The organism is Micromonospora sp. NPDC004551 (genome assembly GCF_040609975.1).
In the GTDB taxonomy this organism is placed as follows: Bacteria; Actinomycetota; Actinomycetes; order Mycobacteriales; family Micromonosporaceae; genus Micromonospora.
This window is the reverse complement of the sequence record NZ_JBEXLM010000029.1, coordinates 60,475-85,712: the sequence shown is the minus strand read 5'-3', so window position 1 is coordinate 85,712 and position 25,238 is coordinate 60,475. Positions and strand designations below refer to the sequence as shown.

The 25,238-nt window shown below is 73.5% G+C and carries 27 protein-coding genes; 20 read left to right on the top strand and 7 right to left on the bottom strand.

Annotated features, from left to right (window positions below; translation table 11 throughout):
- Positions 1-130: 130 nt before the first annotated feature.
- Positions 131-424 carry a ferredoxin gene (locus tag ABZW14_RS27475; RefSeq protein ID WP_355351754.1) on the bottom strand — a complete coding sequence of 98 codons (294 nt, stop codon included), beginning with the start codon at positions 422-424 and terminating at the stop codon, positions 131-133.
- A 177-nt stretch (positions 425-601) separates the two neighbouring features.
- On the opposite strand from ABZW14_RS27475, the gene arc reads away from it, so the two are divergent.
- The 6 genes from arc (at position 602) to prcA (ending at position 6,757) form a co-directional block, all read left to right on the top strand.
- The gene (gene arc / locus ABZW14_RS27470; protein WP_355351752.1) at positions 602-2,383 is read left to right on the top strand and encodes a proteasome ATPase; all 1,782 of its coding nucleotides are present in this window, start codon (positions 602-604) and stop codon (positions 2,381-2,383) included.
- Between the two features lie 180 nt (positions 2,384-2,563).
- Positions 2,564-4,081 (top strand): depupylase/deamidase Dop, encoded by a 1,518-nt coding sequence (dop, locus tag ABZW14_RS27465; protein WP_355351750.1) that lies wholly within the window; start codon positions 2,564-2,566, stop codon positions 4,079-4,081.
- Positions 4,082-4,187: 106 nt separating this feature from the next.
- Entirely contained in the window at positions 4,188-4,394 is a 207-nt protein-coding gene (locus ABZW14_RS27460) for a ubiquitin-like protein Pup (protein ID WP_046562769.1), read from the top strand.
- Between the two features lie 22 nt (positions 4,395-4,416).
- Positions 4,417-5,103: an endonuclease domain-containing protein gene (locus tag ABZW14_RS27455; RefSeq protein ID WP_355351748.1), complete on the top strand. Its 687-nt coding sequence runs from the start codon at positions 4,417-4,419 to the stop codon at positions 5,101-5,103.
- Positions 5,022-5,861, top strand: coding sequence for a proteasome subunit beta (gene prcB / locus ABZW14_RS27450; RefSeq protein ID WP_355351746.1), 840 nt, complete (start codon positions 5,022-5,024; stop codon positions 5,859-5,861). The genes ABZW14_RS27455 and prcB overlap by 82 nt, the downstream gene beginning before the upstream one ends.
- A 59-nt stretch (positions 5,862-5,920) precedes the next feature.
- Positions 5,921-6,757, top strand: a complete 837-nt coding sequence (gene prcA, locus ABZW14_RS27445) for a proteasome subunit alpha (protein ID WP_355351744.1) — start codon at positions 5,921-5,923, stop codon at positions 6,755-6,757.
- A gap of 64 nt (positions 6,758-6,821) precedes the next feature.
- On the opposite strand, the gene rfbB is transcribed toward prcA, so the two are convergent.
- Complete coding sequence (gene rfbB, locus ABZW14_RS27440) at positions 6,822-7,799, bottom strand: dTDP-glucose 4,6-dehydratase (RefSeq protein ID WP_355351742.1); 978 nt, start codon at positions 7,797-7,799, stop codon at positions 6,822-6,824.
- A gap of 118 nt (positions 7,800-7,917) precedes the next feature.
- Here rfbB and pafA point away from each other — a divergent pair, with 118 nt between their 5' ends.
- The 3 genes from pafA (at position 7,918) to ABZW14_RS27425 (ending at position 10,226) form a co-directional block, all read left to right on the top strand.
- On the top strand, positions 7,918-9,276 hold the full coding sequence (gene pafA / locus ABZW14_RS27435) for a Pup--protein ligase (protein WP_073836760.1): 1,359 nt from the start codon (positions 7,918-7,920) through the stop codon (positions 9,274-9,276).
- Positions 9,277-9,340: 64 nt separating this feature from the next.
- A complete protein-coding gene (locus tag ABZW14_RS27430) occupies positions 9,341-9,562 on the top strand; it encodes a hypothetical protein (RefSeq protein ID WP_355351740.1) in 222 nt (73 codons plus the stop codon).
- Between the two features lie 115 nt (positions 9,563-9,677).
- Positions 9,678-10,226 carry a carboxymuconolactone decarboxylase family protein gene (locus ABZW14_RS27425; protein ID WP_355351758.1) on the top strand — a complete coding sequence of 183 codons (549 nt, stop codon included), beginning with the start codon at positions 9,678-9,680 and terminating at the stop codon, positions 10,224-10,226.
- 12 nt (positions 10,227-10,238) lie between these two features.
- On the opposite strand, the gene ABZW14_RS27420 is transcribed toward ABZW14_RS27425, so the two are convergent.
- Positions 10,239-11,324: a DUF3866 family protein gene (locus ABZW14_RS27420; RefSeq protein ID WP_355351738.1), complete on the bottom strand. Its 1,086-nt coding sequence runs from the start codon at positions 11,322-11,324 to the stop codon at positions 10,239-10,241.
- A gap of 59 nt (positions 11,325-11,383) precedes the next feature.
- Positions 11,384-12,391: a cation diffusion facilitator family transporter gene (locus tag ABZW14_RS27415; protein WP_355351736.1), complete on the bottom strand. Its 1,008-nt coding sequence runs from the start codon at positions 12,389-12,391 to the stop codon at positions 11,384-11,386.
- Between the two features lie 150 nt (positions 12,392-12,541).
- Here ABZW14_RS27415 and ABZW14_RS27410 point away from each other — a divergent pair, with 150 nt between their 5' ends.
- From ABZW14_RS27410 to ABZW14_RS27385, 6 genes are all read left to right on the top strand, one after another.
- The gene (locus ABZW14_RS27410) at positions 12,542-13,540 is read left to right on the top strand and encodes a WYL domain-containing protein (protein ID WP_355351734.1); all 999 of its coding nucleotides are present in this window, start codon (positions 12,542-12,544) and stop codon (positions 13,538-13,540) included.
- Complete coding sequence (locus ABZW14_RS27405; protein ID WP_355351732.1) at positions 13,537-14,544, top strand: YafY family protein; 1,008 nt, start codon at positions 13,537-13,539, stop codon at positions 14,542-14,544. The genes ABZW14_RS27410 and ABZW14_RS27405 overlap by 4 nt, the downstream gene beginning before the upstream one ends.
- A gap of 10 nt (positions 14,545-14,554) precedes the next feature.
- The gene (locus tag ABZW14_RS27400; protein WP_355351730.1) at positions 14,555-14,803 is read left to right on the top strand and encodes a hypothetical protein; all 249 of its coding nucleotides are present in this window, start codon (positions 14,555-14,557) and stop codon (positions 14,801-14,803) included.
- A 215-nt stretch (positions 14,804-15,018) separates the two neighbouring features.
- Positions 15,019-15,303 (top strand): Sec-independent protein translocase subunit TatA, encoded by a 285-nt coding sequence (tatA, locus tag ABZW14_RS27395; RefSeq protein ID WP_091308730.1) that lies wholly within the window; start codon positions 15,019-15,021, stop codon positions 15,301-15,303.
- 20 nt (positions 15,304-15,323) lie between these two features.
- Positions 15,324-16,277, top strand: coding sequence for a twin-arginine translocase subunit TatC (gene tatC, locus ABZW14_RS27390; protein ID WP_355351729.1), 954 nt, complete (start codon positions 15,324-15,326; stop codon positions 16,275-16,277).
- Positions 16,278-16,423: 146 nt separating this feature from the next.
- Entirely contained in the window at positions 16,424-16,810 is a 387-nt protein-coding gene (locus ABZW14_RS27385; protein ID WP_355351727.1) for a hypothetical protein, read from the top strand.
- A 63-nt stretch (positions 16,811-16,873) separates the two neighbouring features.
- On the opposite strand, the gene ABZW14_RS27380 is transcribed toward ABZW14_RS27385, so the two are convergent.
- Entirely contained in the window at positions 16,874-17,758 is an 885-nt protein-coding gene (locus ABZW14_RS27380; protein ID WP_355351725.1) for an ABC transporter substrate-binding protein, read from the bottom strand.
- 164 nt (positions 17,759-17,922) lie between these two features.
- Here ABZW14_RS27380 and ABZW14_RS27375 point away from each other — a divergent pair, with 164 nt between their 5' ends.
- From ABZW14_RS27375 to ABZW14_RS27355, 5 genes are all read left to right on the top strand, one after another.
- On the top strand, positions 17,923-18,300 hold the full coding sequence (locus tag ABZW14_RS27375) for an SCP2 sterol-binding domain-containing protein (protein ID WP_355351723.1): 378 nt from the start codon (positions 17,923-17,925) through the stop codon (positions 18,298-18,300).
- Entirely contained in the window at positions 18,297-20,348 is a 2,052-nt protein-coding gene (locus ABZW14_RS27370) for a glycogen debranching N-terminal domain-containing protein (protein WP_355351721.1), read from the top strand. The genes ABZW14_RS27375 and ABZW14_RS27370 overlap by 4 nt, the downstream gene beginning before the upstream one ends.
- 169 nt (positions 20,349-20,517) lie before the next feature.
- Positions 20,518-21,216 carry a hypothetical protein gene (locus tag ABZW14_RS27365; RefSeq protein ID WP_355351719.1) on the top strand — a complete coding sequence of 233 codons (699 nt, stop codon included), beginning with the start codon at positions 20,518-20,520 and terminating at the stop codon, positions 21,214-21,216.
- Positions 21,217-21,353: 137 nt separating this feature from the next.
- On the top strand, positions 21,354-22,397 hold the full coding sequence (locus ABZW14_RS27360) for a zinc-dependent alcohol dehydrogenase family protein (RefSeq protein ID WP_355351717.1): 1,044 nt from the start codon (positions 21,354-21,356) through the stop codon (positions 22,395-22,397).
- Positions 22,398-22,468: 71 nt separating this feature from the next.
- Positions 22,469-23,395, top strand: a complete 927-nt coding sequence (locus ABZW14_RS27355) for a diacylglycerol kinase (protein ID WP_355351715.1) — start codon at positions 22,469-22,471, stop codon at positions 23,393-23,395.
- On the opposite strand, the gene ABZW14_RS27350 is transcribed toward ABZW14_RS27355, so the two are convergent.
- Both ABZW14_RS27350 and ABZW14_RS27345 read right to left on the bottom strand, forming a co-directional pair.
- Complete coding sequence (locus tag ABZW14_RS27350) at positions 23,358-24,323, bottom strand: EamA family transporter (protein WP_355351713.1); 966 nt, start codon at positions 24,321-24,323, stop codon at positions 23,358-23,360. The two genes, ABZW14_RS27355 and ABZW14_RS27350, sit on opposite strands and share 38 nt — an antisense overlap.
- A gap of 76 nt (positions 24,324-24,399) precedes the next feature.
- Positions 24,400-25,164: an HAD-IA family hydrolase gene (locus ABZW14_RS27345; protein ID WP_355351711.1), complete on the bottom strand. Its 765-nt coding sequence runs from the start codon at positions 25,162-25,164 to the stop codon at positions 24,400-24,402.
- Positions 25,165-25,238 lie beyond the last annotated feature (74 nt).

Genomic DNA, 25,238 nt, shown 5'->3' with positions numbered 1-25,238 from the left:
CCTTCCCCCCCTCTTTTCTTTTGTTGGGTGGTCGTGCGGGGGGGGGGGGGCGGGGGGGGGGGGCCATCGAAGAGAAAAAGACCCGCGGGGGGCGGGCCCCCCGGCCCCCCCCCCGCGGCGATCTGTCGGGTCAGTCCTCGGCCTCCGGGCCGGCCACCTCGGCGCCGTCGGAGGCGCGCACCACGTGGATGCACTCGCCCGGGCACTCCTTCGCCGAGTCGATCACCTCGAGGCGCAGGTGCTCCGGCACGTCGACCCGGGCGCCGGCCGCCTGCCGCAGCTCGCCGTCGGGCCCCTTGACGTATGCCAGGCCGTCGACGTCGAACTCGAAGACCTCCGGCGCGTACTGCACGCACAGCCCGTCACCCGTGCACAGGTCCTGATCCACCCAGACCTGCAGCTGGTCCGTCGCGACGTCGGTCACGAAGCACCCCCCATGTTCTCCCGTCCCACGCTCCGACGGTACCCGAACGCCCGTACCCGCCCGTCGACCAGCCCTTGGCGATCAAGCTTCGGTGACGAGCGCGTTGCGGAGGACCGAATCGGGCTCATAGCGGCTAGTGTTAGCTCAGAACGTTCAAGCCCCCCGGGGAGGTGGGACGTGGCACGCAGCGACGACGCGGACTCGCGCGCCGCACGGTGGGAGAAGGAGGCCCACGATCTCTCCACGCAGGTCGCGTTCCTTCAAGAGGAACTCGCTCTGGTGCGGCGCAAGTTGACCGAAAGCCCCCGACACGTCCGGCAGCTCGAGGAGCGGCTGGCGGCCACCCAGGCGCAGTTGGCGCGGCTGACCGAGAACAACGAACGGCTCGTGAGCACCCTCAAGGAGGCTCGCGCGCAGATCGTGACGCTCAAGGAGGAGATCGACCGCCTCGCCCAGCCGCCGAGCGGCTACGGCGTCTTCCTGGCGAAACACGACGACGGCACGGTGGACGTCTTCACCGGCGGGCGCAAGCTCCGGGTGGCCGTCTCGCCCTCGCTCGACGTCGAGGAGCTGCGCCGGGGCCAGGAGGTCCTGCTCAACGACGCGCTCAACATCGTCGACGCGTTCGGCTACGAGCGGGTCGGCGAGGTCGTGATGCTCAAGGAGGTGCTCGCCGGGCCGGAGGGCGCGCCGGGTGACCGGGCGCTGGTGGTCTCGCACTCCGACGAGGAGCGCATCGTGCACCTCGCCGAGACCCTGATCGGCACGCCGATCCGGGCCGGCGACTCGCTCATGATCGAGCCCCGCTCGGCCTACGCCTACGAGCGGATCCCGAAGAGCGAGGTCGAGGAGCTCGTCCTGGAGGAGGTGCCCGACGTCGACTACTCCGACATCGGTGGCCTGCACTCCCAGATCGAGCAGATCCGCGACGCGGTGGAGCTGCCCTTCCTGCACGCTGACCTGTTCCGCGAGCACCAGCTCCGGCCGCCGAAGGGCATCCTGCTCTACGGCCCGCCCGGCTGCGGCAAGACGCTGATCGCCAAGGCGGTGGCCAACTCGCTGGCCAAGAAGATCGCCGAGCGGCGGGGCGAGGAGAAGCACACCAGCTTCTTCCTCAACATCAAGGGCCCCGAGCTGCTCAACAAGTACGTCGGCGAGACCGAGCGGCACATCCGGCTGATCTTCCAGCGGGCGCGGGAGAAGGCCGGTGAGGGCACGCCGGTGATCGTGTTCTTCGACGAGATGGACTCCGTGTTCCGCACCCGCGGCTCGGGCGTCTCCTCGGACGTGGAGAACACCATCGTCCCGCAGCTGCTCAGCGAGATCGACGGCGTGGAGGGCCTGGAGAACGTCATCGTCATCGGCGCCTCCAACCGGGAAGACATGATCGACCCGGCGATCCTGCGCCCCGGCCGGCTCGATGTGAAGATCAAGATCGAGCGGCCGGACGCCGAGGCGGCCAAGGACATCTTCTCCAAGTACATCCTCTCCGGCCTGCCCCTGCACGCCGACGACCTGGCCGAGCACGGCGGCGACCCGCAGGCCACCGTGGCGGCGATGATCGACGCGGTCGTGCTGCGGATGTACTCGGAGACCGAGGAGAACCGCTTCCTCGAGGTCACCTACGCCAACGGCGACAAGGAAGTCCTCTACTTCAAGGACTTCAACTCCGGCGCGATGATCCAGAACATCGTCGACCGGGGCAAGAAGATGGCCATCAAGGAGTTCCTCACCTCCGGGCGCAAGGGGCTCCGGCTCCAGCACCTCCTCGACGCCTGCGTCGACGAGTTCCGCGAGAACGAGGACCTGCCCAACACGACCAACCCCGACGACTGGGCCCGCATCTCCGGCAAGAAGGGCGAACGGATCGTCTACATCCGCACGCTCGTCTCCGGCGGCAAGGGCGCCGAGGCCGGCCGGTCCATCGAGACCGCCAGCAACACCGGCCAGTACCTGTAGTCCGACGGCACGACGGAGGCCCGTGGCGCACCGCGCCGCGGGCCTCCGCGCGTCCGCGCCCAGTGCCACCGCGCGCCGCCACACCCGACGCCCCCGGGCCGCCACGCCCCCATCCCGCGTGACGGCGACTACGCTCGACGTGACGGGGGACCGGGACGGGCGAGCGGAGCGGGCAGGTCGATGAGCGTTAGACGGATCATGGGCACCGAGGTCGAGTACGGCATCTCCGTGCCCGGCCAGGCCGGGGCCAACCCGATGGTCACCTCCTCCCAGGTGGTCAACGCCTACGGGGCACGACCGGAACTCAACCGGGGCGGCCGGGCGCGCTGGGACTACGAGGAGGAGTCGCCGCTGCGCGACGCCCGCGGCTTCACCTACTCCGGGGCGGCCTACGACCCGGCCGAGGCGCTGGCCGACGAGGATCTCGGGCTGGCCAACGTCATACTCACCAACGGCGCCCGCCTCTACGTCGACCACGCGCACCCGGAATACTCCACGCCCGAGGTGACCAACCCCCTCGACGTCGTGCGCTGGGACAAGGCCGGTGAGCGGGTGATGGCCGAGGCGTCCAAGCGGGCCGCCACGATCCCGGGCACCCACCCGATCCACCTCTACAAGAACAACACCGACAACAAGGGCGCCAGCTACGGCGCCCACGAGAACTACCTGATGCGGCGGCAGACCCCGTTCGCCGACATCGTGGCGTACCTGACGCCGTTCTTCGTCACCCGGCAGATCGTCTGCGGCGCCGGCCGCGTCGGCATCGGCCAGGACGGCGGCCAGAGCGGCTTCCAGATCTCCCAGCGCGCCGACTTCTTCGAGGTCGAGGTGGGGCTGGAGACCACGCTCAAGCGGCCCATCATCAACACCCGGGACGAGCCGCACGCCGACGCCGACAAGTACCGCCGGCTGCACGTCATCATCGGCGACGCCAACCTCTCCGAGATCTCGACCTACCTGAAGGTCGGCACCACCGCGCTGATCCTCACCATGATCGAGGAGAAGGCGCTCAGCCCCGACCTGGGCATCGCCGACCCGGTCAGTGAGCTGCGCGCGGTCAGCCACGACCCGGGGCTCAAGCACCTCATGCGGCTGCGCGACGGCCGCAAGCTGACCGCGCTGGACGTGCAGTGGGCGTACCTGGAGCGGGTCCGGTCCTTCGTGGACGACCGCTACGGCAGCGACGCGGACGCGCAGACCACCGACGTGCTCGACCGCTGGGAGAGCGTGCTGGACCGGCTCGGCCGGGACGCCTTCCTCTGCGCCGACGAGCTGGACTGGGTGGCCAAGCTGCGCCTGCTGGAGGGCTACCGGGAGCGGGAGAAGCTCGGCTGGGGCTCGCACAAGCTCCAGCTGGTCGACCTCCAGTATTCCGACGTGCGGCCGGAGAAGGGCCTCTACCACCGGCTGGTGCAGCGGGGCTCGATGAAGACCCTGCTGACCGAGGAGCAGACCCGCTCGGCGATGACGGAGCCGCCGGAGGACACCCGGGCGTACTTCCGCGGTCGCTGCCTGGCCCAGTACGCCTCCGAGGTCGTCGCCGCGAGCTGGGACTCGGTCATCTTCGACGTGGGCCGGGAGTCGCTGGTCCGGGTGCCGATGATGGAGCCGGAGCGGGGCACGCGCGCCCACGTCGGGCAGCTGTTCGACCGCTGCGAGAGCGCCAAGGACCTGCTGGAGATGCTGACCGGCGGCTGAGCCGGATGCCGGAAGGCCCGTCCCGTGCCGGAACCCGGCGCGCGACGGGCTTTTCGTCGTCCGCGCGAGGTAAGTTGATCGCAGGCGATCGTGCAGGAGGCACACCATGGCGACCCAAGAAGGCGGGCAGACCCAGTCCGGCAAGTCCCACGAGGAGGTCGAGGAGGTCACCGCGCAGGCCAACCCCGAGGTTGCCGAGCGGCACGCCGAGATCACCGAGGACGTCGACGACCTGCTCGACGAGATCGACTCCGTCCTGGAGGAGAACGCCGAGGAATTTGTCAGGGGCTACGTGCAAAAAGGGGGCGAATAGGGCCTAACCGGTCGAATCGGACATGCCTCGAGCGCTTGATGATCGGGACGGCTTCCGTCGCTGTCGTGACTGTGACGAGTGGAAGCCCCTCGACGAGTTCTGCACCAACCGTCGTCGGCCCGACGGCCGTGGCAGCTACTGCAAGCCTTGCTTCAATCTTCGTTCGAAGGCCAGTTATGCCAAGCGCCTGAAGGAGAAGCACGGTCGGGAGGTCCGCGAACTGCCGGCGGTGCCGGACGGTCACCGCCGATGTCCCACGTGCGGTGAGACCAAAGAGCTCGACAACTTCCCGCGTAACCGGTCAGGCCGGGGCGGCTACGGCCGATACTGCAAGCCGTGCCACAACGAGAAGGGCAAGGAAACCAGGCTGCGCCTGTACGGCGGTAGCCGTGAGTACCACCTGCGGCGGCGGTACGGGGTCGGGCAGAAGGAGTTCGACGAGCTCCTCGCCGAGCAGGGCGGCGTATGCGCGATCTGCGGGTCCCCGGACCCGCAACATCTGGACCACGATCATCGCACCGGATGGGTGCGCGGGATACTCTGCTTCAACTGCAACGGTGGTCTTGGTCAGTTCAAGGACAGCCCCGAGAGTCTGGCCAGGGCGATCACGTACCTGAGAGGAACCACGTGGCAGCGGGTTTTGATCCATCCGGGCGTCTTCCAGATGTGTTCACCAACGCGGGGACGTCCTCGTTCACAGCGTTCCTGAGCAAGGCGGCCCCCGAGATGCTGCCCGGCCGTCGGCCGCTGCCGCCCGGCATGGCCGCCGACATGGCGCCGCACGCGACGACCATCGTGGCCATCTCGGCCGGCGGTGGCGTGGTGATGGCCGGCGACCGCCGCGCCACGATGGGCAACCTGATCGCCCAGCGGGACATCGAGAAGGTGCACCCGGCCGACGCGTACTCGCTGGTCGGCATCGCGGGCACCGCCGGCATCGGCATCGAGCTGATGCGACTGTTCCAGGTGGAGCTGGAGCACTACGAGAAGATCGAGGGCGCCATGCTCTCGCTCGACGGCAAGGCCAACCGGCTGGCCTCGATGATCCGGGGCAACCTGGGCGCCGCGATGCAGGGCCTCGCCGTGATCCCGTTGTTCGCCGGCTTCGACCTGGCCGCCGCCGATCCGGCCCGGGCCGGGCGCATCTTCAGCTTCGACGTGACCGGCGGCCCCTACGAGGAGACCGGCTACGACGCGATCGGCTCCGGCTCGCTGTTCGCCAAGTCGGCGCTGAAGAAGCGGTTCCGGGCCGGCCTGTCGATCGACGACGCGGTGCGGCTGGCCGTGGAGGCGCTCTACGACGCGGCCGACGACGACACCGCGACGGGTGGCCCCGACCTGACCCGCCGGATCTACCCGGTCGTGATGACGGCGACGGCCGAGGGCACCCGCCGGCTCACCGACGCCGAGACGGCGGCGATCGCCGAGAGCGTCGTGTCCGGCCGGATGGAGAACCCGGGCGGCTGACCCCGCTCCCACCTGAGTCAGCAGTCCCGCAGCACAACGCCCGAAGGAGAACCGCCGCCGTGGCCATGCAGTTCTACGCCTCGCCCGAGCAGATCATGCGCGACCGCTCCGAGCTGGCCCGCAAGGGCATCGCCCGGGGCCGCAGCGCGGTCGTCCTGAGCTACGAGGGCGGGGTGCTCTTCGTCGCGGAGAACCTGTCCAGCACCCTGCACAAGGTCAGTGAGATCTACGACCGGATCGGCTTCGCCGCGGTGGGCCGGTACAACGAGTTCGAGAACCTGCGCCGGGCCGGGGTGCGGATGGCCGACCTGAACGGCCTGAGCTACGACCGCCGGGACGTGACCGGGCTGGGCCTGGCGAACGCGTTCGCGCAGACGCTGGGCGCGATCTTCACGGAGCAGTCCAAGCCGTTCGAGGTGGAGATCTGCGTGGCCGAGGTGGGCGCCACGCCGGACGACGACTCGCTCTACCGGCTGACCTACGACGGCTCGGTCAACGACGAGCCGGGCCGGATGGCGATGGGCGGCCAGGCCGAGGCGATCACCGGGGTGCTGAAGAACGAGCACCGGCCGGAGATGTCGCTGGCGGAGGCGGTCCAGGCCGCGGTGAAGGCGCTGAGCAGCGTCGGCGGCGAGGGCGGCGCGGCCCGCACGATCGCGGCGAATCAGCTGGAGGTGGCGGTCCTGGACCGGCGCCGGGTGGGGCGGACGTTCCGGCGGATCACCGGGGCGGCCCTGACCGCGCTGCTCGACGGCGACGCGGGTGCGGACGCGGCACCGGCGCCGGGGCGTGCGAAGACCCCGACGGTGCCGACCGAGGAGGCGAAGAAGCCGACCACGTCGGCGGGCTCGGCGGACCTGGAGGGTCAGCAGCAGGAGGAGCAGCCGGGCGAGTGACCCGGGCCGGGTCGCCGGGATCGCCGCGGACGCGGTGCCCGGCGGCCGGCGCGTGCGGGGCCCGTCAGCGGTGCGGTTTGAGTGGCGTCCACCAGTCGCGGTTGTCGCGGTACCAGTCGACGGTCGCGGCCAGCCCGGCGTCGAGGCCGACCGTGGGGGCCCAGCCCAGCTCGCGGCGGGTGGTGGCGCAGTCCAGGGCGTACCGGCGGTCGTGGCCCTTGCGGTCGGCGACCGGGCGGACCCGTTCCCAGCCGGCGCCGCAGGCGGCGAGCAGCCGGCCGGTGAGTTCCCGGTTGGTGAGTTCGTCGCCGCTGCCCAGGTGGTAGATGCCGCCGGCCCGGCCGCGGGTCTGGGCGAGCGCGACGCCGTGGCAGTGGTCGTCGACGTGCAGCCAGTCCCGGACGTTGCCGCCGTTGCCGTAGAGGGGCACGTCGTGCCCGTCGAGCAGGTTGGTCACGAAGAGCGGGATGATCTTCTCGGGGTACTGGTAGGGCCCGTAGGTGTTGGCGCCGCGGGTGACCACGACGTCGAGGCCGTGGGTGCGATGGTAGGCCAGCGCGAGCAGGTCCGCGGCGGCCTTGCTGGCGGAGTACGGGGAGCTGGGGTCGAGCGGGGTCTGTTCGGTCCAGGTGCCGGTGGCGATGGAGCCGTACACCTCGTCGGTGGACACCTGGACGAAGCGGCGCACGCCGTGGCGCAGGGCCGCGTCGAGCAGCGTCTGGGTGCCGACCACGTTGGTGGTGACGAAGTCGGCGGCGGCGGCGATGGAGCGGTCCACGTGCGACTCGGCGGCGAAGTGCACGACGGCGTCGTGACCGGCGACGGTGGCGTCGACCAGGGCGGGGTCGCGGATGTCGCCGCGGACGACCCGCAGCCTCGGGTCGGCGCGGACCGGGTCGAGGGCGCCCTCGGTGGCGGCGTAGGTGTAGGCGTCGAGCACGGTGACGGCCGCGGGGGCGAGGTCCGGCTCGGCGCCGGTGAGCAGCCGCCGGACGTACGCCGAGCCGATGAACCCGGCGCCGCCGGTGACGAGGATTCTCACGGCTGGGACCGTACCCGGCGGTGGGATGCGCGAACGCGGGGAATGCCGGGCCCGGTGCGGATGAGACCACTGGGTTGAGCGCTGCCCATCTGGGGCCCCGGGCGGCTAATGTCACATCATGGAGCGGCGAATCTTCGGCCTCGAAACCGAGTACGGCGTCACCTGCACCTATCGCGGGCAACGCCGACTGTCCCCCGACGAGGTCGCGCGGTACCTGTTCCGGCGGGTGGTGTCGTGGGGCCGGTCGAGCAATGTCTTCCTGCGCAACGGAGCCCGCCTCTATCTGGACGTGGGCTCGCACCCGGAATACGCGACGCCGGAGTGCGACTCGGTGACCGACCTGGTGGCCCACGACCGGGCGGGGGAGCGGATCCTGGAGGGGCTGCTCGTCGACGCCGAGAAGCGGCTGCACGACGAGGGCATCGCGGGCGAGATCTACCTGTTCAAGAACAACACCGACTCGGCCGGCAACTCGTATGGCTGCCACGAGAACTACCTGGTGTCCCGGCACGGCGAGTTCGGCCGGCTGGCCGACGTGCTGATCCCGTTCCTGGTCACCCGGCAGTTGATCTGCGGCGCGGGCAAGGTGCTCCAGACGCCGCGCGGCGCGGTCTACTGCCTGTCGCAGCGGGCCGAGCACATCTGGGAGGGCGTCTCCTCGGCGACCACCCGCAGCCGGCCGATCATCAACACCCGGGACGAGCCGCACGCCGACGCCGAGCGCTACCGCCGGCTGCACGTCATCGTCGGCGACTCGAACATGAACGAGGTCACCACGCTGCTGAAGGTCGGCACGGCCGACATCGTGCTGCGGATGATCGAGGCCGGGGTGGTGATGCGGGACCTGACGCTGGAGAACCCGATCCGGGCGATCCGCGAGGTGTCCCATGACATCACCGGCCGGCGCAAGGTGCGGCTGGCCTCCGGCAAGGAGGTCTCGGCGCTGGAGATCCAGCAGGAATACCTGGCGAAGGCGACCGAGTTCGTGGAGCGCCGCGGCGGCGACCAGACCGCGAAGCGGGTGGTGGACCTGTGGGCGCGGGTGCTGCGGGCGGTGGAGACCGGTGACCTGGACCCGGTGGCCCGCGAGATCGACTGGGTGACGAAGCTGCGGCTGATCGAGCGCTACCAGCGCAAGCACGACCTGCCGCTGTCGCACCCGCGGGTGGCGCAGATGGACCTGGCCTACCACGACCTGCGGCGCGGCCGGGGCCTCTACGGGCTGCTGGAGCGGCGCGGGGAGGTCGACCGGGTGGCCACCGACCCGGAGATTTTCGAGGCGAAGGAGACCCCGCCGCAGACGACCCGGGCGCGGCTGCGCGGCGAGTTCATCCGGCACGCCCAGGAGAAGCGGCGGGACTTCACGGTGGACTGGGTGCACCTGAAGCTGAACGACCAGGCGCAGCGCACGGTGCTGTGCAAGGACCCGTTCCGGGCGTACGACGAGCGGGTGGAGCGGCTGATCGCGAGCATGTGACCCGGGGCTGGGCGGCCGGTGCGGGGGCGCCGGCCGCCGGGCCCACGGGTACGCTGGCGTCGCGATGAACACTTCCGAACCCGCCGGCCGCCCCGGCCGCGAGACGCCCACCGGCCGCGACGGCGGCACCGAGAAGCTCAACTGGATCGAGCGGCGCCGGGAGAAGATCCGCGCCGAGGTCGAGCGCAACCGCCGCGGCGAGTTCACGGTGCCGACCTGGGTGCTGGCGGCGGCGCTCGTGGTGATCGTCGGTGCCTGGCTGGCGTTGATCTTCCTGGCCGGCTGACGCGGCGGAACGGCAACGGGGGAGTTGCCCGCGGCCCGGCCGCCCGGGAGAGTTGTCACATCGACCGGATTCGACCTGCCGGCTCCGGCCGGCGCGGACGCGGGAGGGTGACGTCATCGCACACATCGACCTGGGGTTGGACGAGAAGGCGCATCCGGGCATCAACGGGCCCATGCTGTTCCGCCCGGAGACCGCGAAGCCGCTCAACCAGTTGGCGGAGGCGCTGCTGCGCGCCCCGCACCCGACGCTGACGCCCGGCGAGCGGGAGCTGGTCGCGGCGTACGTCTCCGGTCTCAACGACTGCAACTTCTGCTGCTCGTCGCACTCGGCGTTCGCGGCCGCCCAGCTGCCCACCGGGATGCAACTGGTGGACCAGGTGCGCGCGGATGTGGCCACCGCGCCGGTCAGCGCCAAGCTGCGGGCCCTGCTGCGGATCGCCGCGGCCGTGCAGCGCAGCGGCCGGGACGTCACCACCGAACTGGTCGACGGGGCCCGCGCGGCGGGCGCCACCGACCTGGAGATCCACGACACCGTGCTGATCGCCGCCGCGTTCTGCATGTTCAACCGCTACGTCGACGGGCTGGGCACCTGGGCGCCGCAGGATCCCGAGGCGTACGCACGAGCCGCCGACCACATCGTCGCGAACGGCTACGGCGCCAGCTGACCGCGGCGGGGCTCAGCCGAGCAGGCGGGCCGCGTGCCGGCCGGCGGCGGCCGCGGCCAGGAAGTAGGCGTGGTCGCCGTCGAGCCCGCGCCCCATGGTCGACAGGCCGACCGGGCTGGCCCGCAGCGCCGCGTCCAGCCCGTCGGTGGGCACGGTGACGACCCGGTGCCGCGCCGCGAGCGGGGCCAGCGCAGGGGCCACCTCGGCCGCGAGAGCCGGGTCCAGGCCGTCCGGCACCACCAGATCCGCGGAGGCCAGGGCGACCCGGCCGTACGCGGTGAGGCTGTGGTGGGAGACGCCACGGTGCCGGGGGCGGGGGTCGGCGTCGGAGATGCGCAGCGAGCCGACCGGCCGCCCGCCCAGCGTGGCGACCGCGTTGACCGCCTCCCCGACGGCCACGCCCGAGAAGCCCCACCGGGTGCCGGTGCCGAGGTTGCCGGGGCCCTGGGCGACGATCGCGACGTCGGCGCCGAGCACGTGGCGCGCGGCGAGCAGGCCGCTGTGCAGGGTGCTCGCCTCCAGGTCGCCGCCGAACGCCTGGCCCACGCTGACCGTGCCGGCGAGGTGGCCGGCGAGCCCGGCGAGGGTGCGGGAGAACCAGGCCGGCAGGGCCCCGCCGTCGGTGAGCAGGTAGGCGATCCGGGCGGCCGGGGCGTCGGCGTGGACGCCGGCCAGGATCGCCGGCAGGGCGGAGTGCAGGTCGGCGGTGACCACCGGCATTCCGTCGACCGACTCGGCGGCGGCCAGCCGCGCGTGGTGCGGGGAGGCCTCCTCGTCGACGCCGAGCAGGATCGGCTGCAGCGGGGTGTAGCGGGCCTTGACCAGGTGCCCCGCCGCGCGGGTGTCGGCGGCCTGAGGCGGGTCGGCGGGCAGCCGGTCGGGCAGGGCGACGACGAGGGCGTAGCCGCCGGTGCCGAGACCCATCAGCAGGGCGCCGGCGTTGAGCAGGACCCGGTCGCCGGGCTCCGGGTCACCGACCAGCGCCGGGTAGGCCAGGGCGCGCATCCGGCCGCCGTCGGGCAGGTCGACGTCGAGTTCCGTGGCGCCGGCCCACCGTCGCCGTACCGCCGTGACCGTGCCGGACCGCCATCGCACCATGCCGGGCACGGTATCGGCCGGTGCCGGGCCGGGGTGCGGCCGGGTCGGCGGCCCGCCGGTCAGGGCACCCCGCCCGGCTCCTGGTCCACCGCCCGCTCGTCCTCGTCCTGGGTGGTCCGGGCCCGGTGCCCGCCGCCGCGGCGCTTCGACCGGGTCGGGTCGAGGAAGACGTACCCGATCTCCGGGAACTTGTCGGTGAGCCGCCGCTCGGCCTCGTCGGCGGCGGCCTCGATGTCGGCGCCGGTGGCGTCGTCCTCGAAGTCGACCTTGGCGGCGACCAGGATGTCCTCCGGGCCGAGGAACATGGTCATGAGGGTGTCGACCCGGTCCACGGCGGGCAGGCCGGCCAGCTCGTGCTCGATCTGGCGGTGCACCCGGTCGGACACCGCCCGGCCGACCAGCAGCGAGATGTTGCTGCGGGCCAGGATGCCGGCGACCACCAGCAGGAGGACGCCGATGAGGATCGAGGCCACGCCGTCGTAGAGTTCCTCGCCGGTGGCGTGCGACAGCGTGAGGCCGGCGGCGGCGAGCAGCAGGCCGATCAGGGCGGCGCTGTCCTCCAGGAACACCGCCTTGACCGTGGTGTCGGCGGTCAGCCGCAGGTAGCGGTGCGGGCTGGCCCGCCAGCGGCGGCTCTCCCGGCGGACCTGCCGCACCGCCCGGGCCAGCGAGACCGACTCGATCGCGAAGGAGACGGCCAGGACGATGTAGGAGGCCAGGTAGTCGCCGGTGTGCTCGTGCACGAGGATGGTGGTGACGCCGTGGGTGATGGCGAAGCCGGCGCCGACAACGAAGGTGAACAGCGCGGCGAGGAACGCCCAGACGTAGCTCTCCTTGCCGTACCCGAAGGGGTGCCGGGTGTCGGCGGGGCGCGCCCCGCGACGCAACGCCAGGTAGAGCAGCACCTCGGTGGTGGTGTCGGCGACCGAGTGGGCGGCCTCGGAGAGCATCGCCGCGGAGCCGGACAGCAGGCCCGCGACCAGCTTGGCGACCGCGATGGCGAGGTTCGCCGCGCCGGCCACGACGACCGTGCCGACGCTCTCGCTCTTGACCTCCGCCTCCGCCATGCGCTCACCCTATGGCCGGCACCGGCCCGCCGCGCGGCGAGCGGCGCGGGGCCGGGAGGTGTGGTGCGGATCGCCCGTCCGGCGGGACTCCCGCGCGCCGCGCCCGCGCGGGTGCGCGCTGCGGACGCGCGGGCTGCTAGCGTTTCCCACGTGTCCCGGACCCGTACCGAACGCCTGGTCAACCTGGTGATCTGCCTGCTGTCCACGCGACGGTTCCTGACCGCCGCGCAGATCGCCGCGACCGTGCCCGGCTACGAGCACGATCCGGAGGACGCCAAGGACCACGAGGCGTTCCAGCGCAAGTTCGAGCGGGACAAGGCCGAGCTGCGGGAACTCGGGGTGCCGCTGGAGACCGGCACGGCCAGCGTGTTCGACGCCGAGCCGGGCTACCGGATCGCGCCCCGGGAGTACGCGCTGCCCGACATCCCCCTCGAACCGGACGAGGCCGCGGCCGTGGGCATCGCGGCACGGCTGTGGCAGCACGCCGGCCTGGCCGCCGCCGCCTCGTCGGGGCTGGCCAAGCTGCGGGCGGCCGGCATCGACGTGGACCCGCAGGCCACGCTGGGCCTGGAGCCGATGGTCACGGTCGACCCGGCCTTCGCGCCGCTGACCGCCGCCGCGCGCGACCGGCGCGAGGTCAACTTCGACTACCGGGTGCCCGACCGGGACGCCCCGACCCGCCGCCGGCTCCAGCCGTGGGGCGTGGTCTGCTGGCGTGGCCGCTGGTACGTGGTCGGCCACGACCTGGACCGGGCGGCGACCCGCTGCTTCCGGCTCTCCCGGGTGGTGGGCGCGGTCCGGGTCACCGGCGAGCCCGCGGCCTACGAGCCGCCCGCCGGGGTGGACCTGATCAGCCACGTGGCCCGCTGGTCCGGGCCGGTGGAGCGCACCGGCCGGGCCACCGTGCTGGTCGCACCCGGCCGTGCGGCGGGGCTGCGCCGCTGGGCGGTGGAGACCCACGCCGGGCCGGACGGCGACCGGCTGGTCCTGCCCTACGCCGATGCCGACTACCTGGCCGGCCAGGTGGTGGGCTACGGCCCGGAGGTGCGGGTGCTGGAGCCGCCGGAGGTCCGCGAGGCGGTCATCCAGCGGCTGAAGGAGATCGCGGTGCGGCACGACGACCTGGCCGTGGCCGGGGGAGCCCGGTGACCCGCCCGGCGGCCCGCGGTGGCCGCACCTCGGCGGACCGGCTGGCCCGGCTGCTCAACCTGGTGCCCTACCTGCTGGCCCGTCCCGGCATCGAGATCGCCGAGGCGGCGCACGACCTCGGGGTGACCGAGAAGCAGCTCCGCGAGGACCTGGAGCTGCTCTGGGTGTGCGGGCTGCCCGGTTACGGCCCCGGTGACCTGATCGACATGGCGTTCGACGGTGACCGGGTGACCATCACCTACGACGCCGGCATCGACCGCCCGCTGCGGCTCACCCCGGACGAGGCCCTGGCCCTGGTGGTGGCGCTGCGGATGCTCGCCGAGACGCCGGGCGTGGCCAACCGGGAGGCGGTCGAGCGGGCCCTCGCCAAGATCGAGAGCGCCGCCGGTGACCTGGCCGGCGCCCCGGTCGAGGTGCGGCTGCCCGGCGACACGGCCCGGGTACGCGAGCTGCGCGCCGCCGTGGAGCGCGGCCGGGCGCTGCGGATCACCTACTACACCGCGGCCCGGGACGAGACCACCGAACGCACCATCGACCCGCTGCGGATGCTCATGGTCGGCGGCCGGGCCTACGTGGAGGCGTGGTGCCGCCGGGCCGAGGCCGTCCGGCTGTTCCGCGCCGACCGGATCGACGCGGTCACCGAGCTGGCGGAGCAGGCCGTGGTCCCGCCGCAGGCCCGCCCGCACGACCTCAGCGACGGGGTGTTCCGCCCCTCGCCGGACCTGCCGCTGATCACGCTGCGGATCGGGCGGGGCGAGCGGTGGATCACCGAGTACTACCCGTGCGAGCGGGTCGAGGCCGACGGCGAGCAGTGGCTGGTGTCGCTGCGGGTCACCGACCTGGGCTGGGCGCGCCGGTTCGTGCTCGGGCTCGGGCCCGACGTGACGGTGGTCGCGCCGACCGAGCTGGCCGAGCAGGTGCGGGCCCAGGCGGTCGCCGCGCTCGACGCGTACGCCACCCCGGTCGATCGCGCCGACCCGGCGGTGGCCGGCGCCACCCAGTAGGCTGACCGCCGTGGTGACGTGGATCGTGCTCGGGGTCGTGGTGTTCGCGCTGATCGTGCTGGCCCTGGCGGTCCGGCCGGTGCTGGCACGCCTGCCCCGGCTGCGCCGCGCGGCGCTGGCCCTGCAACGGCGCCAGACCGAGGCGGAGTCGCTGCGGTCGGCCGCCGAGGAACTCCAGGCGCGGGCCGAGACGCTCCAGGAACGGGTGGGCGTCGCGCAGGAACGCATCGCGTTGATCAAGGCCAGCCGCGGGAAGTGATCGACGGCGGTCGGTCCGCTGTTCGCTAGCTGCGCGTTCGCGGCCGGATCCGCGCACGATTGCGCCCCCATGGGTGGTTGACGGGACACTCCGGGTTGGCCGAGACTTCACCGACCAGGCCCGCAACCGGGGGCCCGGCAGGGTGGCAACGGCCTTCGACGCACGTACGATGGGCTCCGACCACCCTCACCGACACAGAGCGACTGGAGCTTCCCATGGGTGCCCTCAAGCCGTGGCACATCGCCGTACTCGTGGTCGTGCTGATCCTGCTCTTCGGCGCGAAGCGGCTCCCCGACGCGGCCCGCTCGCTGGGCCGTTCGCTGCGGATCATCAAGGCCGAGACCAAGAGCCTGCACGACGACGACCGTGACCTGGCCGAGAAGGCCGACGCGCAGTCCGGCTACCAGCCGCTCCCGCCGCAGCAGCAGCAGTTCGCGCAGCCGCAGCAGCAGCCGGTCGCCCCGCCGGTCGACCCGGTGCAGCGCGTCCGCGAGAACTGATCCGAGAGGGCCCCACCACCGTGGCCTTCGGGTTGAAGAAGCGCGGCCCGAGCACGTTCGAGCGGGCCGCCGACGGCTCGATGACGCTCATCGAGCACTTCCGCGAGCTGCGCACCAGGCTGTTTCGCGCCTCGCTGGCGATCCTGGTCGGCTTCGGGTTCGGCGTCTGGCTGTCCGGCCGGGTCCTGCACGTGCTGCAGATGCCCTACTGCAACCTGCCGAAGGCGCGGCTCGCCAACGGCGACTGCAACTTCGTGCAGCTCGGCCCGGCCGACCTGTTCCTGTTGCAGATGAAGGTCGCCCTGTGGGTCGGCCTGATCATCGCGGCGCCGGTCTGGCTCTACCAACTCTGGGCGTTCATCGCGCCGGGCCTGCACCGGCACGAGCGGCGGTACGCCTACTTCTTCACCGCCCTGGCCGCGCCGCTGTTCGCAGCCGGCGCGGTGCTGGCGTTCTTCGTCACGTCCAAGGGCCTGGAGTTCCTGCTCAACGTCTCCGGTGGCGGCGACGTCACCACGACGCTGGACATCACCCGCTACATCGGCTTCGTCACGAACCTGATCCTGCTGTTCGGGGTGGCGTTCGAGTTCCCGCTGATCGTGCTGATGCTCAACTTCGTCGGGCTGGCCAGCGCGAAGCGCCTGCTGGGCTGGTGGCGGGTGGCGATCTTCGTGTTCTTCGCGTTCTCCGCGGTGGTCACGCCGACGCCGGACCCGTTCGGCATGACCGCGCTGGCGATCTGCCTTGCCGCGCTCTACTTCGGCGCGGTCGGGGTGGCCTTCATCAACGACCGGCGGAAGGGGCGGGGCCGGGAGCTCTACGCGGACGTCGCCGACGACGAGGTGTCGCCGCTGGACCTGTCCGTCGAGCCGGTCGGGGCCGCCGGCGGGGTCGAGGCGGCCACCCCGGTCGGTGCGCCCGAGCCGATCGCCGCGCCGACGCCGATCGAACGCCGCTACGACGACATGACCTGACCGGTTCCACCCGAGCACCGACGCGAACGCCGTCCCCGCCCCGGGGGCGGCGTTCGCGCATGTCCACGTCGACACTCGGCCCGCCACGGCCGAGGGTGGCGAGTCCGATACACCGGCCGGCCCGGTGGCTCGGCATACTGGCGGCCGTGACCGACAACGACCGGAACGGCCTGCCCTCCGCGCTGCGCTTCCTGACCGAACTGGTCGCCTGGGTCGCCACCCCGTGGGCCCTCGCCCGGCACTCCGTGGTGCTGGCGGTCGCCTCGGTGGTGCTGCTGATCGGCCTGCCCACCCTGTTCGCCACCCCCGGCGACAAGCGGCACGCGATCGTTCCGGTGCCCGGGCCGGTCACCATCGCGCTGGTGCTGCTGCAACTGGTCGCTGCGGCGCTCGGGGCCTGGGCGGCCTGGCCACAGCCGGTCGCGGTCGCGGTGACGCTGCTGGCGGTGGCCACGGTGGTGACCGAGCTGCCCCGCTGGCGCCGGCTCGCCCCGCTGGGCCGCGACGGCCGGCCGGCCCGCCGCGCCGCCTGACCCGCCGAGGCCGGAGGCCGCGAGACGCCGCCGGCGCGCGGAGTGGGCGCGCAGCCGGTCCGGTCAGGCGACCCGGCGGCCGGCGTCCGGCGGTGGGGCCGGCACGGCGCCGGGGTGCAGGATCGCCGCGATCGCCTCGGCGCCGTCGACCAGCCGCGGGCCGGCACGCACGACGAGCCCGTCCGCGTCGAGCGCCCAGACCTCCGCGCCGGGGAAGTGCGCGGCCACCCCGGCGGCCTGCGCGGCGGCCCCGTCCAGGCCGAAGCCGCACGGCGCGACCAGCACCACCTCGGGCCGGGCGGCCCGCACCGCCGCCCAGGTGGTCGGCGTGGAGCGGGCCCCGGGGTGGGTCGCCACCGGCTCGCCGCCGGCGGCCTCGACCAGGTCGGGGATCCAGTGCCCGGCGCCGAACGGCGGGTCCACCCACTCCACCACGGCGACCCGCCGCCGGGGCCGGCCGGCCACCGCCGCGCGAACCGCCGCGAGCCGCGCCCGCAACCCGTCCACCAGGGCCTCCGCCCGGTCCGGCACCCGGGCCGCCGTGCCCACCGCCAGGATCGTGCCCAGCACGTCCGCCAGGGTGTACGGGTCGAGCGACAACACCTCCGCGCGGCAGCCGAGGTGTTCCACGGCGTCCGCCACCCGGCCGGACGGCAGGGCGCAGACCCGGCACAGGTCCTGCGTGAGGATCAGGTCCGGGTCCAGCCCGGCCAGCGCCCCGGCGTGCAGGGTGTAGAGGTCCGCGCCGGCGGCGAGCTGGCCCTTGACGTAGGCGTCGATCTCACCGGGGCCCATGCCGCGGGTGTCCCGGCCACCCACCACGACCGTGGTACCGGCCCGGTACGCGGGCGGGACCGCGCACTCGAACGTGACCCCGACCAGGTCGTCGCCGAGCCCCAGGGCGTAGACGATCTCGGTGGCCGAGGGAAGCAGCGAGACCAGGCGCATCCCGCCATCCTGCCCGCCGCCGCAGTTCCCCCGATCCCCGGGCCCGCGCTGGGGCGCGGCGTTAGTCTGGGGCGGCGCCCGAGGCGGTGTGGACGCGCCCGTCGTGGCGGCCCGCCGAGCATCGGTGCCGGCGGCGCGACGGCCCTCTTCGGGGAGGCGGTGCGGTGTCCGATCCGATCGAGGCGTTCTTCGCGCAGCTCGTCCGGCAGGCACCCGAGCGGCTGCTGCGCCGCACCGCCGGCACGATCCGGTTCGATCTGGAGGGGCCCGACGGGCTCGACGTCTGGCACCTGACCATCGACCACGGCCGGATCGCGGTGGACCGCCAGGCGCGGCACGCCGACACGGTGATCCGGACCCGGCGGGACTTCTTCCTCCGGATGGCCCGTGGGGAGGCCAAGCCGCTCACCGCCTGGCTGCGCAACGACATCACCGCCGAGGGGCACTTCCGGTTCGTGGTGCTGCTGGAGCGGCTCTTCCCGGCGCCGCCCGGGGCGCGGCGGCCGCAGGCCCTCACCGGCGAGCGCGGGGAGCGCGGATGAACCCCAACCTGGTCCGCGTGCTGGACGGTAACGTCTTCGTGCTGAGCGAGGACAACGGCGACATCGAGGCGACCCCGGCCAACCCGGTCGGCTTCTTCGACTTCGACACCCGGTTCCTGTCGGTCTGGCGCCTCACCCTCAACGGCGAGCGGTTGACGGCGCTCTCCACCGTCGAGCGGGATCACCTCAACCTGCGGTTCTTCCTGGTGCCGGGCGCCCCGACCCACTACGTGGACGCCAAGTCGTCGGTGATCCGGGAGCGCATGATCACGGGAGGCGCGTTCGAGGAGCGCCTGACCGTGTTCAACCACCACCACGCGCCGGACGAGTTCACCGTCCGGCTCGACGTGGGCAGCGACTTCGCGCCGATCCTGGGCGTCGCCGGCGACCGCACGCCGCCGGGGCGGCTCTACCAACGGTGCGAGGAGCGCGGGCTGTGCCTCGGCTACCAGCGGGAGAGGTTCCAGCGGGAGACGGTGGTGACCAGCAGCGAACCGGTGGAGGTGGACGAGCACGGTCTCACCTGGACGGTGTGGCTGGCGCCCAAGCAGTCCTGGACGGTGAGCCTGCGGGTGCGATCGCTGGTGCTGCGCCCGGACGGCGTGGACGTCCGGGAGCGGTTGGAACGGCGGCCCCGTGCCCGCGCCGAAGAGCGGCAGCAGGACCTGGCCGGGTGGCTGTCCCGGGCGCCGCAGCTCAGTTGCGACTGGGAGGCGCTGACCGAGACGTACCGGCGCAGCCTCGTCGACCTGGCGGCGCTGCGGTACTCGCCGCTGACCCTGCCCGACCAGGTGATGCCCGCCGCCGGGCTGCCCTGGTCGGCGACCATCACCGGCCGGGACAGCATCCTGACCAGCTTCATGGCGCTGCCCGTCGCGTCCGAGCTGGCGTCGGCGACGGTGCGGATGCTCGGCATCGACCAGGGCGCCGTGCTCGACGACTTCCGCGACGAGGAACCCGGCAAGATCCTCCGCGAGTTCCGCTACGGGGAGATGGTGGCCTTCGAGGAGCGGCCGGATTCCCCGTACTACGGCAGCGCCGACGCCACCCCGCTCTACGTGATCCTGCTGGACGAGTACGAGCAGTGGACCGGCGACGTCGACCTGGTGCGCGAGTTCGAGGACGAGGCCCGGGCGGCGCTGTGCTGGATCGACGAGTACGGTGACCTGCTCGGGGACGGCTACGTCCGGTACCTGCGGCGCAACGAGCGTTCCGGGGTCGCGAACCAGGGCTGGAAGGACTCGCCGGAGGCGATCTGCTTCGCCGACGGACGGCTGCCCGACCCGCCGCTGGCCACGTGCGAACTCCAGGGGTACGCGTACGACGCGAAAATGCGCGGCGCGCGGATGGCCCGGGAGTTCTGGGGTGACCCGGCGTACGCCGACCGGCTGGAACGGGAGGCGGCGGCGCTGCGGGAGCGCTTCGACCGGGACTTCTGGGTCGCCGACCGGGGCTACTACGCGCTGGCCCTGGACCGCGACGGCCGGCAGGTCGACGCGCTGGCGTCCAACATGGGCCACCTGTTGTGGAGTGGCATCGTCCCGGCGGAGCGGGCCGCGCAGGTGGCCGCCCACCTGGTCGGGCCGCGGCTCTTCTCCGGTTGGGGGATCCGCACCCTGGCCACCGGGCAGGAGCGCTACAACCCACTCGGTTACCACGTCGGCGCGGTGTGGCCGTTCGACAACGCGTTGATCACCTGGGGCCTGCGCCGGTACGGCTTCACCGATGAGGCGGGGCGGGTCGCCGAGGCCATCGTGGACGCCTCCACGTACTTCGAGGGCCGGCTGCCCGAGGCGTTCGCCGGCTATCCCCGCGAGCTGACCGAGTATCCGGTGCGCTACCCGACCGCGAACGACCCGCAGGCGATGGCGACGGCCGCCCCGTTCCTGCTGCTGCGCGCCCTGCTCGGCCTGGAGACGGTCGGCGAGCATCTCCTCATGACGCCGCGAGTGCCGGCCCGGTTCGGGCGGGTGGAACTGCTCGACGTGCCGGGCCGGTGGGGCCGGCGGGACGTGATCGGCAGCGGACTGGCCCACGCCGAACACTGACCCACCTCAGCGCCGGAACCCCGAACGCGGCGAGCCGACCACTGCCCTTGCCAGGACGTCCGGCGTGCTTAGACTCTCCTGACTCCGCCGAAGCCCCCCGGGCGGTGTGCCGGGGCGGTTGTCGACGTCCGTCCTGGTCAGCGCGCCTGACCTCCGCCCCGGAGAGCCGATGAAGAGCCGTACCGCCGCCGTCGTGGTCGCGATCTGCGCCACCGCCGCCCTCACCGCCTGCGGTGACGACGACCCCGCCCCCACGGGCGTTGAGGTCCCGGTGACCGCCACCGACACCAGTTGCGAGGTCGCCACCACCCTCTTCAACCCCGGCGCGGTCACCTTCGCCGTGACCAACCGGGGGCAGCAGGCCACCGGGGTGTACCTGTACGGCCGTTCGGGCACCGACTTCACGAAGGTGGTCGCCGAGGCGGCCGACGTCGCGCCGGGGAAGACCGGCGACTTGCGCGCCACCCTCGCCACCGGCCTGTACGAGGTCGCCTGCAAGCCCGGCCGGCAGGGCGACGGCCTGCGGACGCGGATCACCGTCTCCGACGACGGCGCCGTGGCCAGCGCCGCGGCCGAGACGGCGTACGACCGGGAGGTCGCCGTCGAGCTGACGGCGGACGGGATCACCGGCGCCGAAGGGCTGATCGCCGAGCCCGGCGAGAAGATCGCGCTGCGTGTGACGAACAAGGCCACCGGTGCCCGGACGGTGTCCGTGCTCGACCCGAAGGGCAAGCGGGCCGCCGAGGTCAAGGTGGAGCCGAACGCCAAGGCGGAGGCGATCGTGGCGCTCGGCGGCGCGGGTAACTGGAAGCTGAGCGTCAAGGGCGACGGCGCTCCCACGGTGACCAGACGGTTCGTCGTCCGCTGACCGGTGAGCCCCGCCACCCGGTGGGGAAGCGGGTTCGCGGCGTGCCCCGGGCGGTCTAGTGTTCGCCCGGGGCCGTCCGCCCCGCCGCCGGCCGCACGGCCCGGCCGCTCGCCCCGCTCACCGGGAGGACCCCGCTCATGCGCGCCACCGTGATCCACGGCCCGAACGACATCCGGGTCGAGGAGGTGCCCGACGCCACCGTCCAGAACCCCACCGACGCCGTCGTCCGCACCGTGCTCGCCTGCATCTGCGGCAGCGACCTGTGGGCGTACCGCGGGGTGGCGCGGCGGCAGCCGGGTCAGCGCATCGGGCACGAGTTCCTCGGCGTGGTCGAGGCCGTCGGCGCCGAGGTCGGCTCGGTCCGGGTCGGCGACCTGGTGGTGGCGCCGTTCGTCTGGTCCGACGGCACCTGCGACTTCTGCCGCGAAGGGCTGCACACCTCCTGCCCGCACGGCGGTTTCTGGGGTTCCGTCGGCTCCGACGGCGGCCAGGGCGAGGCCGTCCGGGTCCCGTACGCCGACGGCACCCTCGTGAAGCTGCCCGCCGAGGCGGCCGGCGACCAGCGGCTGCTCACCGCGCTGCTGGCGCTGTCCGACGTGCTGGCCACCGGTCACCACGCCGCGCTCGCCGCCCGGGTCCGGCCCGGCGCCACCGTCGCCGTGGTCGGTGACGGCGCGGTCGGGCTCTGCGGGGTGCTCGCCGCCAAGCGGCTCGGCGCGGAGCAGATCATCGCGCTGGGCCGGCACACCGCCCGCACCGACATCGCCCGGTCCTTCGGGGCCACCGACGTGGTCGCCGAGCGCGGCGAGGCGGCGATCGCCGCGGTGCGGGAGCTGACCAAGGGGTACGGCGCGCACGCCGTGCTGGAGGCGGTCGGCACCGAGGAATCGATGCGGACCGCGATCTCCATCGCCCGCGACGGCGGCGCGGTCGGCTACGTCGGCGTCCCGCACGGCGGCAGCGCCGGGGTGGACATCCAGCAGATGTTCGACCGCAACGTGGCCCTGGCCGGCGGTGTCGCGCCGGCCCGGGCGTACATCCCCGAGCTGCTGGCCGACGTGCTGGACGGCACCATCGACCCGTCCCCGGTCTTCGACCGGTCGGTGACCCTCGACGGGGTGCCGGAGGGCTACCGGGCCATGGACGAGCGGACCGCGCTGAAGGTGCGCATCACCTTCTGAGCCGTCACGTGCCGCCGCCGCTCGCCGGTGTGGGTGTCACCCCTGGTGAGCGGCGTGGCTCGTGCCGTACGGTGCTCGCCGTGACCGCGCACGATCTTGTCCCGCCCGGCCCGGTGGCCGTGCTCGCCAACCCGACCGCCGGCCGGGGGCGGCACCGTGGCCTGCTGCCCCGGCTGCTGGAGCGGCTGGGCGGCGCCGGCCGGCCGATCGAGCTGCTGCGGGCGGATACCCCGGAGGAGGCCGAGGCGGCGTGCCACGCCGCGGTCGCCGGCGGTGCCGGCGCGCTGGTCGCCGTGGGCGGCGACGGCACCGTGCACCGGGCGCTGCAGGCGGTCGCCGGCACTTCGGTGCCGTTCGGCCCGGTGCCCGCCGGCACCGGCAACGACTTCGCCACGGACACCGGCTTCCCGGCCGACCCCCTCGCCGCCGTCGAGGTGATCGCCGACGCGCTGCGCGCCGGCCGCACCCACCCGGTCGACCTGGCCCGGCTGAGCACCGACGGCGGCGGTGACCGTTGGTACGGGGCCGTGCTGGCCGCCGGCTTCGACGCGATCGTCAACGAGCGGGCCAACCGGATGCGCTGGCCGCGCGGCCCGCGCCGCTACGACCTGGCCATCCTGGTCGAGCTGGCCCGGCTGCGGCCGCGTCGCTACCGGCTGCGCCTCGACGGCGTGGCGCACGAGGTGGACGCCGTGCTGGTGGCGGTCGGCAACGCGGCCAGCTACGGCGGCGGCATGCGGATCTGCCCCGACGCGGACCCGCACGACGGCCTGCTGGACGTGGTGGTGGGCGGGCGCTTCGACCGGCGCACCCTGATGCGGGTCAAGCCCCGGATCTACCAGGGCACCCACGTCACGCACCCGCTGGTGCGCAGCTACCGGGCCCGGACGGTCGAGCTGGACGCCGAGGGCATCACCACGTACGTCGACGGCGAGCGCGCGTTCGACCTCCCGGTGCGGGTCAGCGCGGTGCCGGCGGCGGTGCGGCTGCTGCGCTGACCAGCGCGCCGCCGTCGGCGTCCGGGCCGGCCGGCGGTGGCGTGGCGGCCGGGGTGCCGGCCCGTACCGCGCCGATGCTCGCGGCGATCACCAGGGCGATGGCGAGCACCTCCACCGGGTGCAGCGCCTGGTCGAGCACCAGCCACCCGGCCAGCGCGGCGATGGCCGGCCCGAGGCTCATGAGCACGGCGAAGGTCGACGTGGGCAGCCGCCGCAGCGCCAGCAGCTCCAGGGTGTACGGCAGCACCGAGGCGAGCAGGGCCAGCCCGGTGCCGAGCCCGAGCACCGCCGGGTGCCACAGCCGGCCGCCCGAACCGACCAGCCCGATCGGCAGGGTGACGAGTGCGGCCACCGCGAGCGCCAGGGCCAGCCCGTCGGCGCGGGGGAAGCGCCCACCCACCCGGGCCGAGCAGACGATGTACGCCGCCCACAACGCGCCCGCGACCAGTGCCAGCGCGGCGCCGACCGGGTCGAGCCGGTCGAAGCCGCCGTGGCCGAGCAGGGCCACCCCGGCCAGCGCCAGCCCGGCCCAGCACCAGGCGGCCAGCCGCCGTGCGGTGATCACGGACAGCGCCAGCGGCCCGAGCACCTCCAGGGTCACGGCCGGTCCGAGCGGGATCCGCCCGATCGCCTGGTAGAAGATCGAGTTCATGCCGGCCAGGGCCAGCCCGAAGGCGACCACGGCCGCCCAGCCACCCCAGCCGTGCCCGCGCAGCCGGGGGCGGCACACGGCCAGCATCAGCAGCGCGCCGATCGTCAACCGCAGGGTGACCGCGCCCGCCACCCCGGTACGCGGGAACAGCAGCGCGGCCACCGCCGAGCCGAACTGCACCGACAGCGCCCCGCCGAGCACCAGCCCGACCGCGCCGAGCCGGCCGCCGGAGAGCCGTCCGGTGACCCGGGGACGAAAGGAGCGGTCGGACGTCATGGCGTTACGCTAGCGCCGCTGGTCAGCCGGGGTGCCGCCGGGCCGCCCGGCGTCCCGGCGCACCGAGCCGGTCCGGTCAGGCCCGCAGCGCCAGGTCGAGCACGGCGCCCAGCCCGTTCGCCCGGCCCGGGTCGGCGCAGGGCAGCACCAGCACGGCGCACCCGGCGGCCACGGCCCCCGCGTCGGCGCGGGTGTCGCCCACCATGAGCGTGCGCTCCGGGTCCACGCCGAGCATGCCGCACGCCCGCAGGAAGATTCCCGGGTCCGGCTTGCAGCGCCCCACCTCGTACGACAGGGCCCAGGCGTCGACCAGCCCGTCCAGCTTCCAGGCGGCGAACAGCGGCCGGAGGTCGAAGCCGATGTTGCTCACCACCGCCACCTTCACCCCGGCCTCCCGGAGGGCGCCCAGCACCGGCTCGGTGTCCGGGTACGGCACCCAGCCCTCGGGGACCAGCACCCGCTCGTAGAGCGCGTCGGCGAACCCGTCGATGCCGGTGTCCACCGTCTCGGCCAGCCCCGTGTACGCGCCCCGGTGGGCGTGCGGGTAGAGATCCCGGTCCGCCCAGAGTTCGGCCAGCCGGGGCGGCACCCGGGCCGGCAGCGGCCCGCCCGCCCGGCCGGCGGTGAGCAGCCGGTCGGCCAGCGCGGTGGCGCGCACCCGGTCCAGCTCGACCCCGCAGGCCGCCGCGGCGGCGAGCACCCAGTCGCGGGGCTCCTCCACCTGCGCGAGCGTGCCGTGGAAGTCGAAGAGCACCGCCTCCACGGGCCGACGGGACGGGCTCGGGCGGACGGCGTCGTCGGCGCCGCGCGAGACTCGGGGCGGTTCGGCATGATCCGGCACGTCGTGCACCCTACCGACCCGCTCCGACCCACCTGCCGGACGGCCTTGACCGGTGGCCGTCGTGCGCACCGATT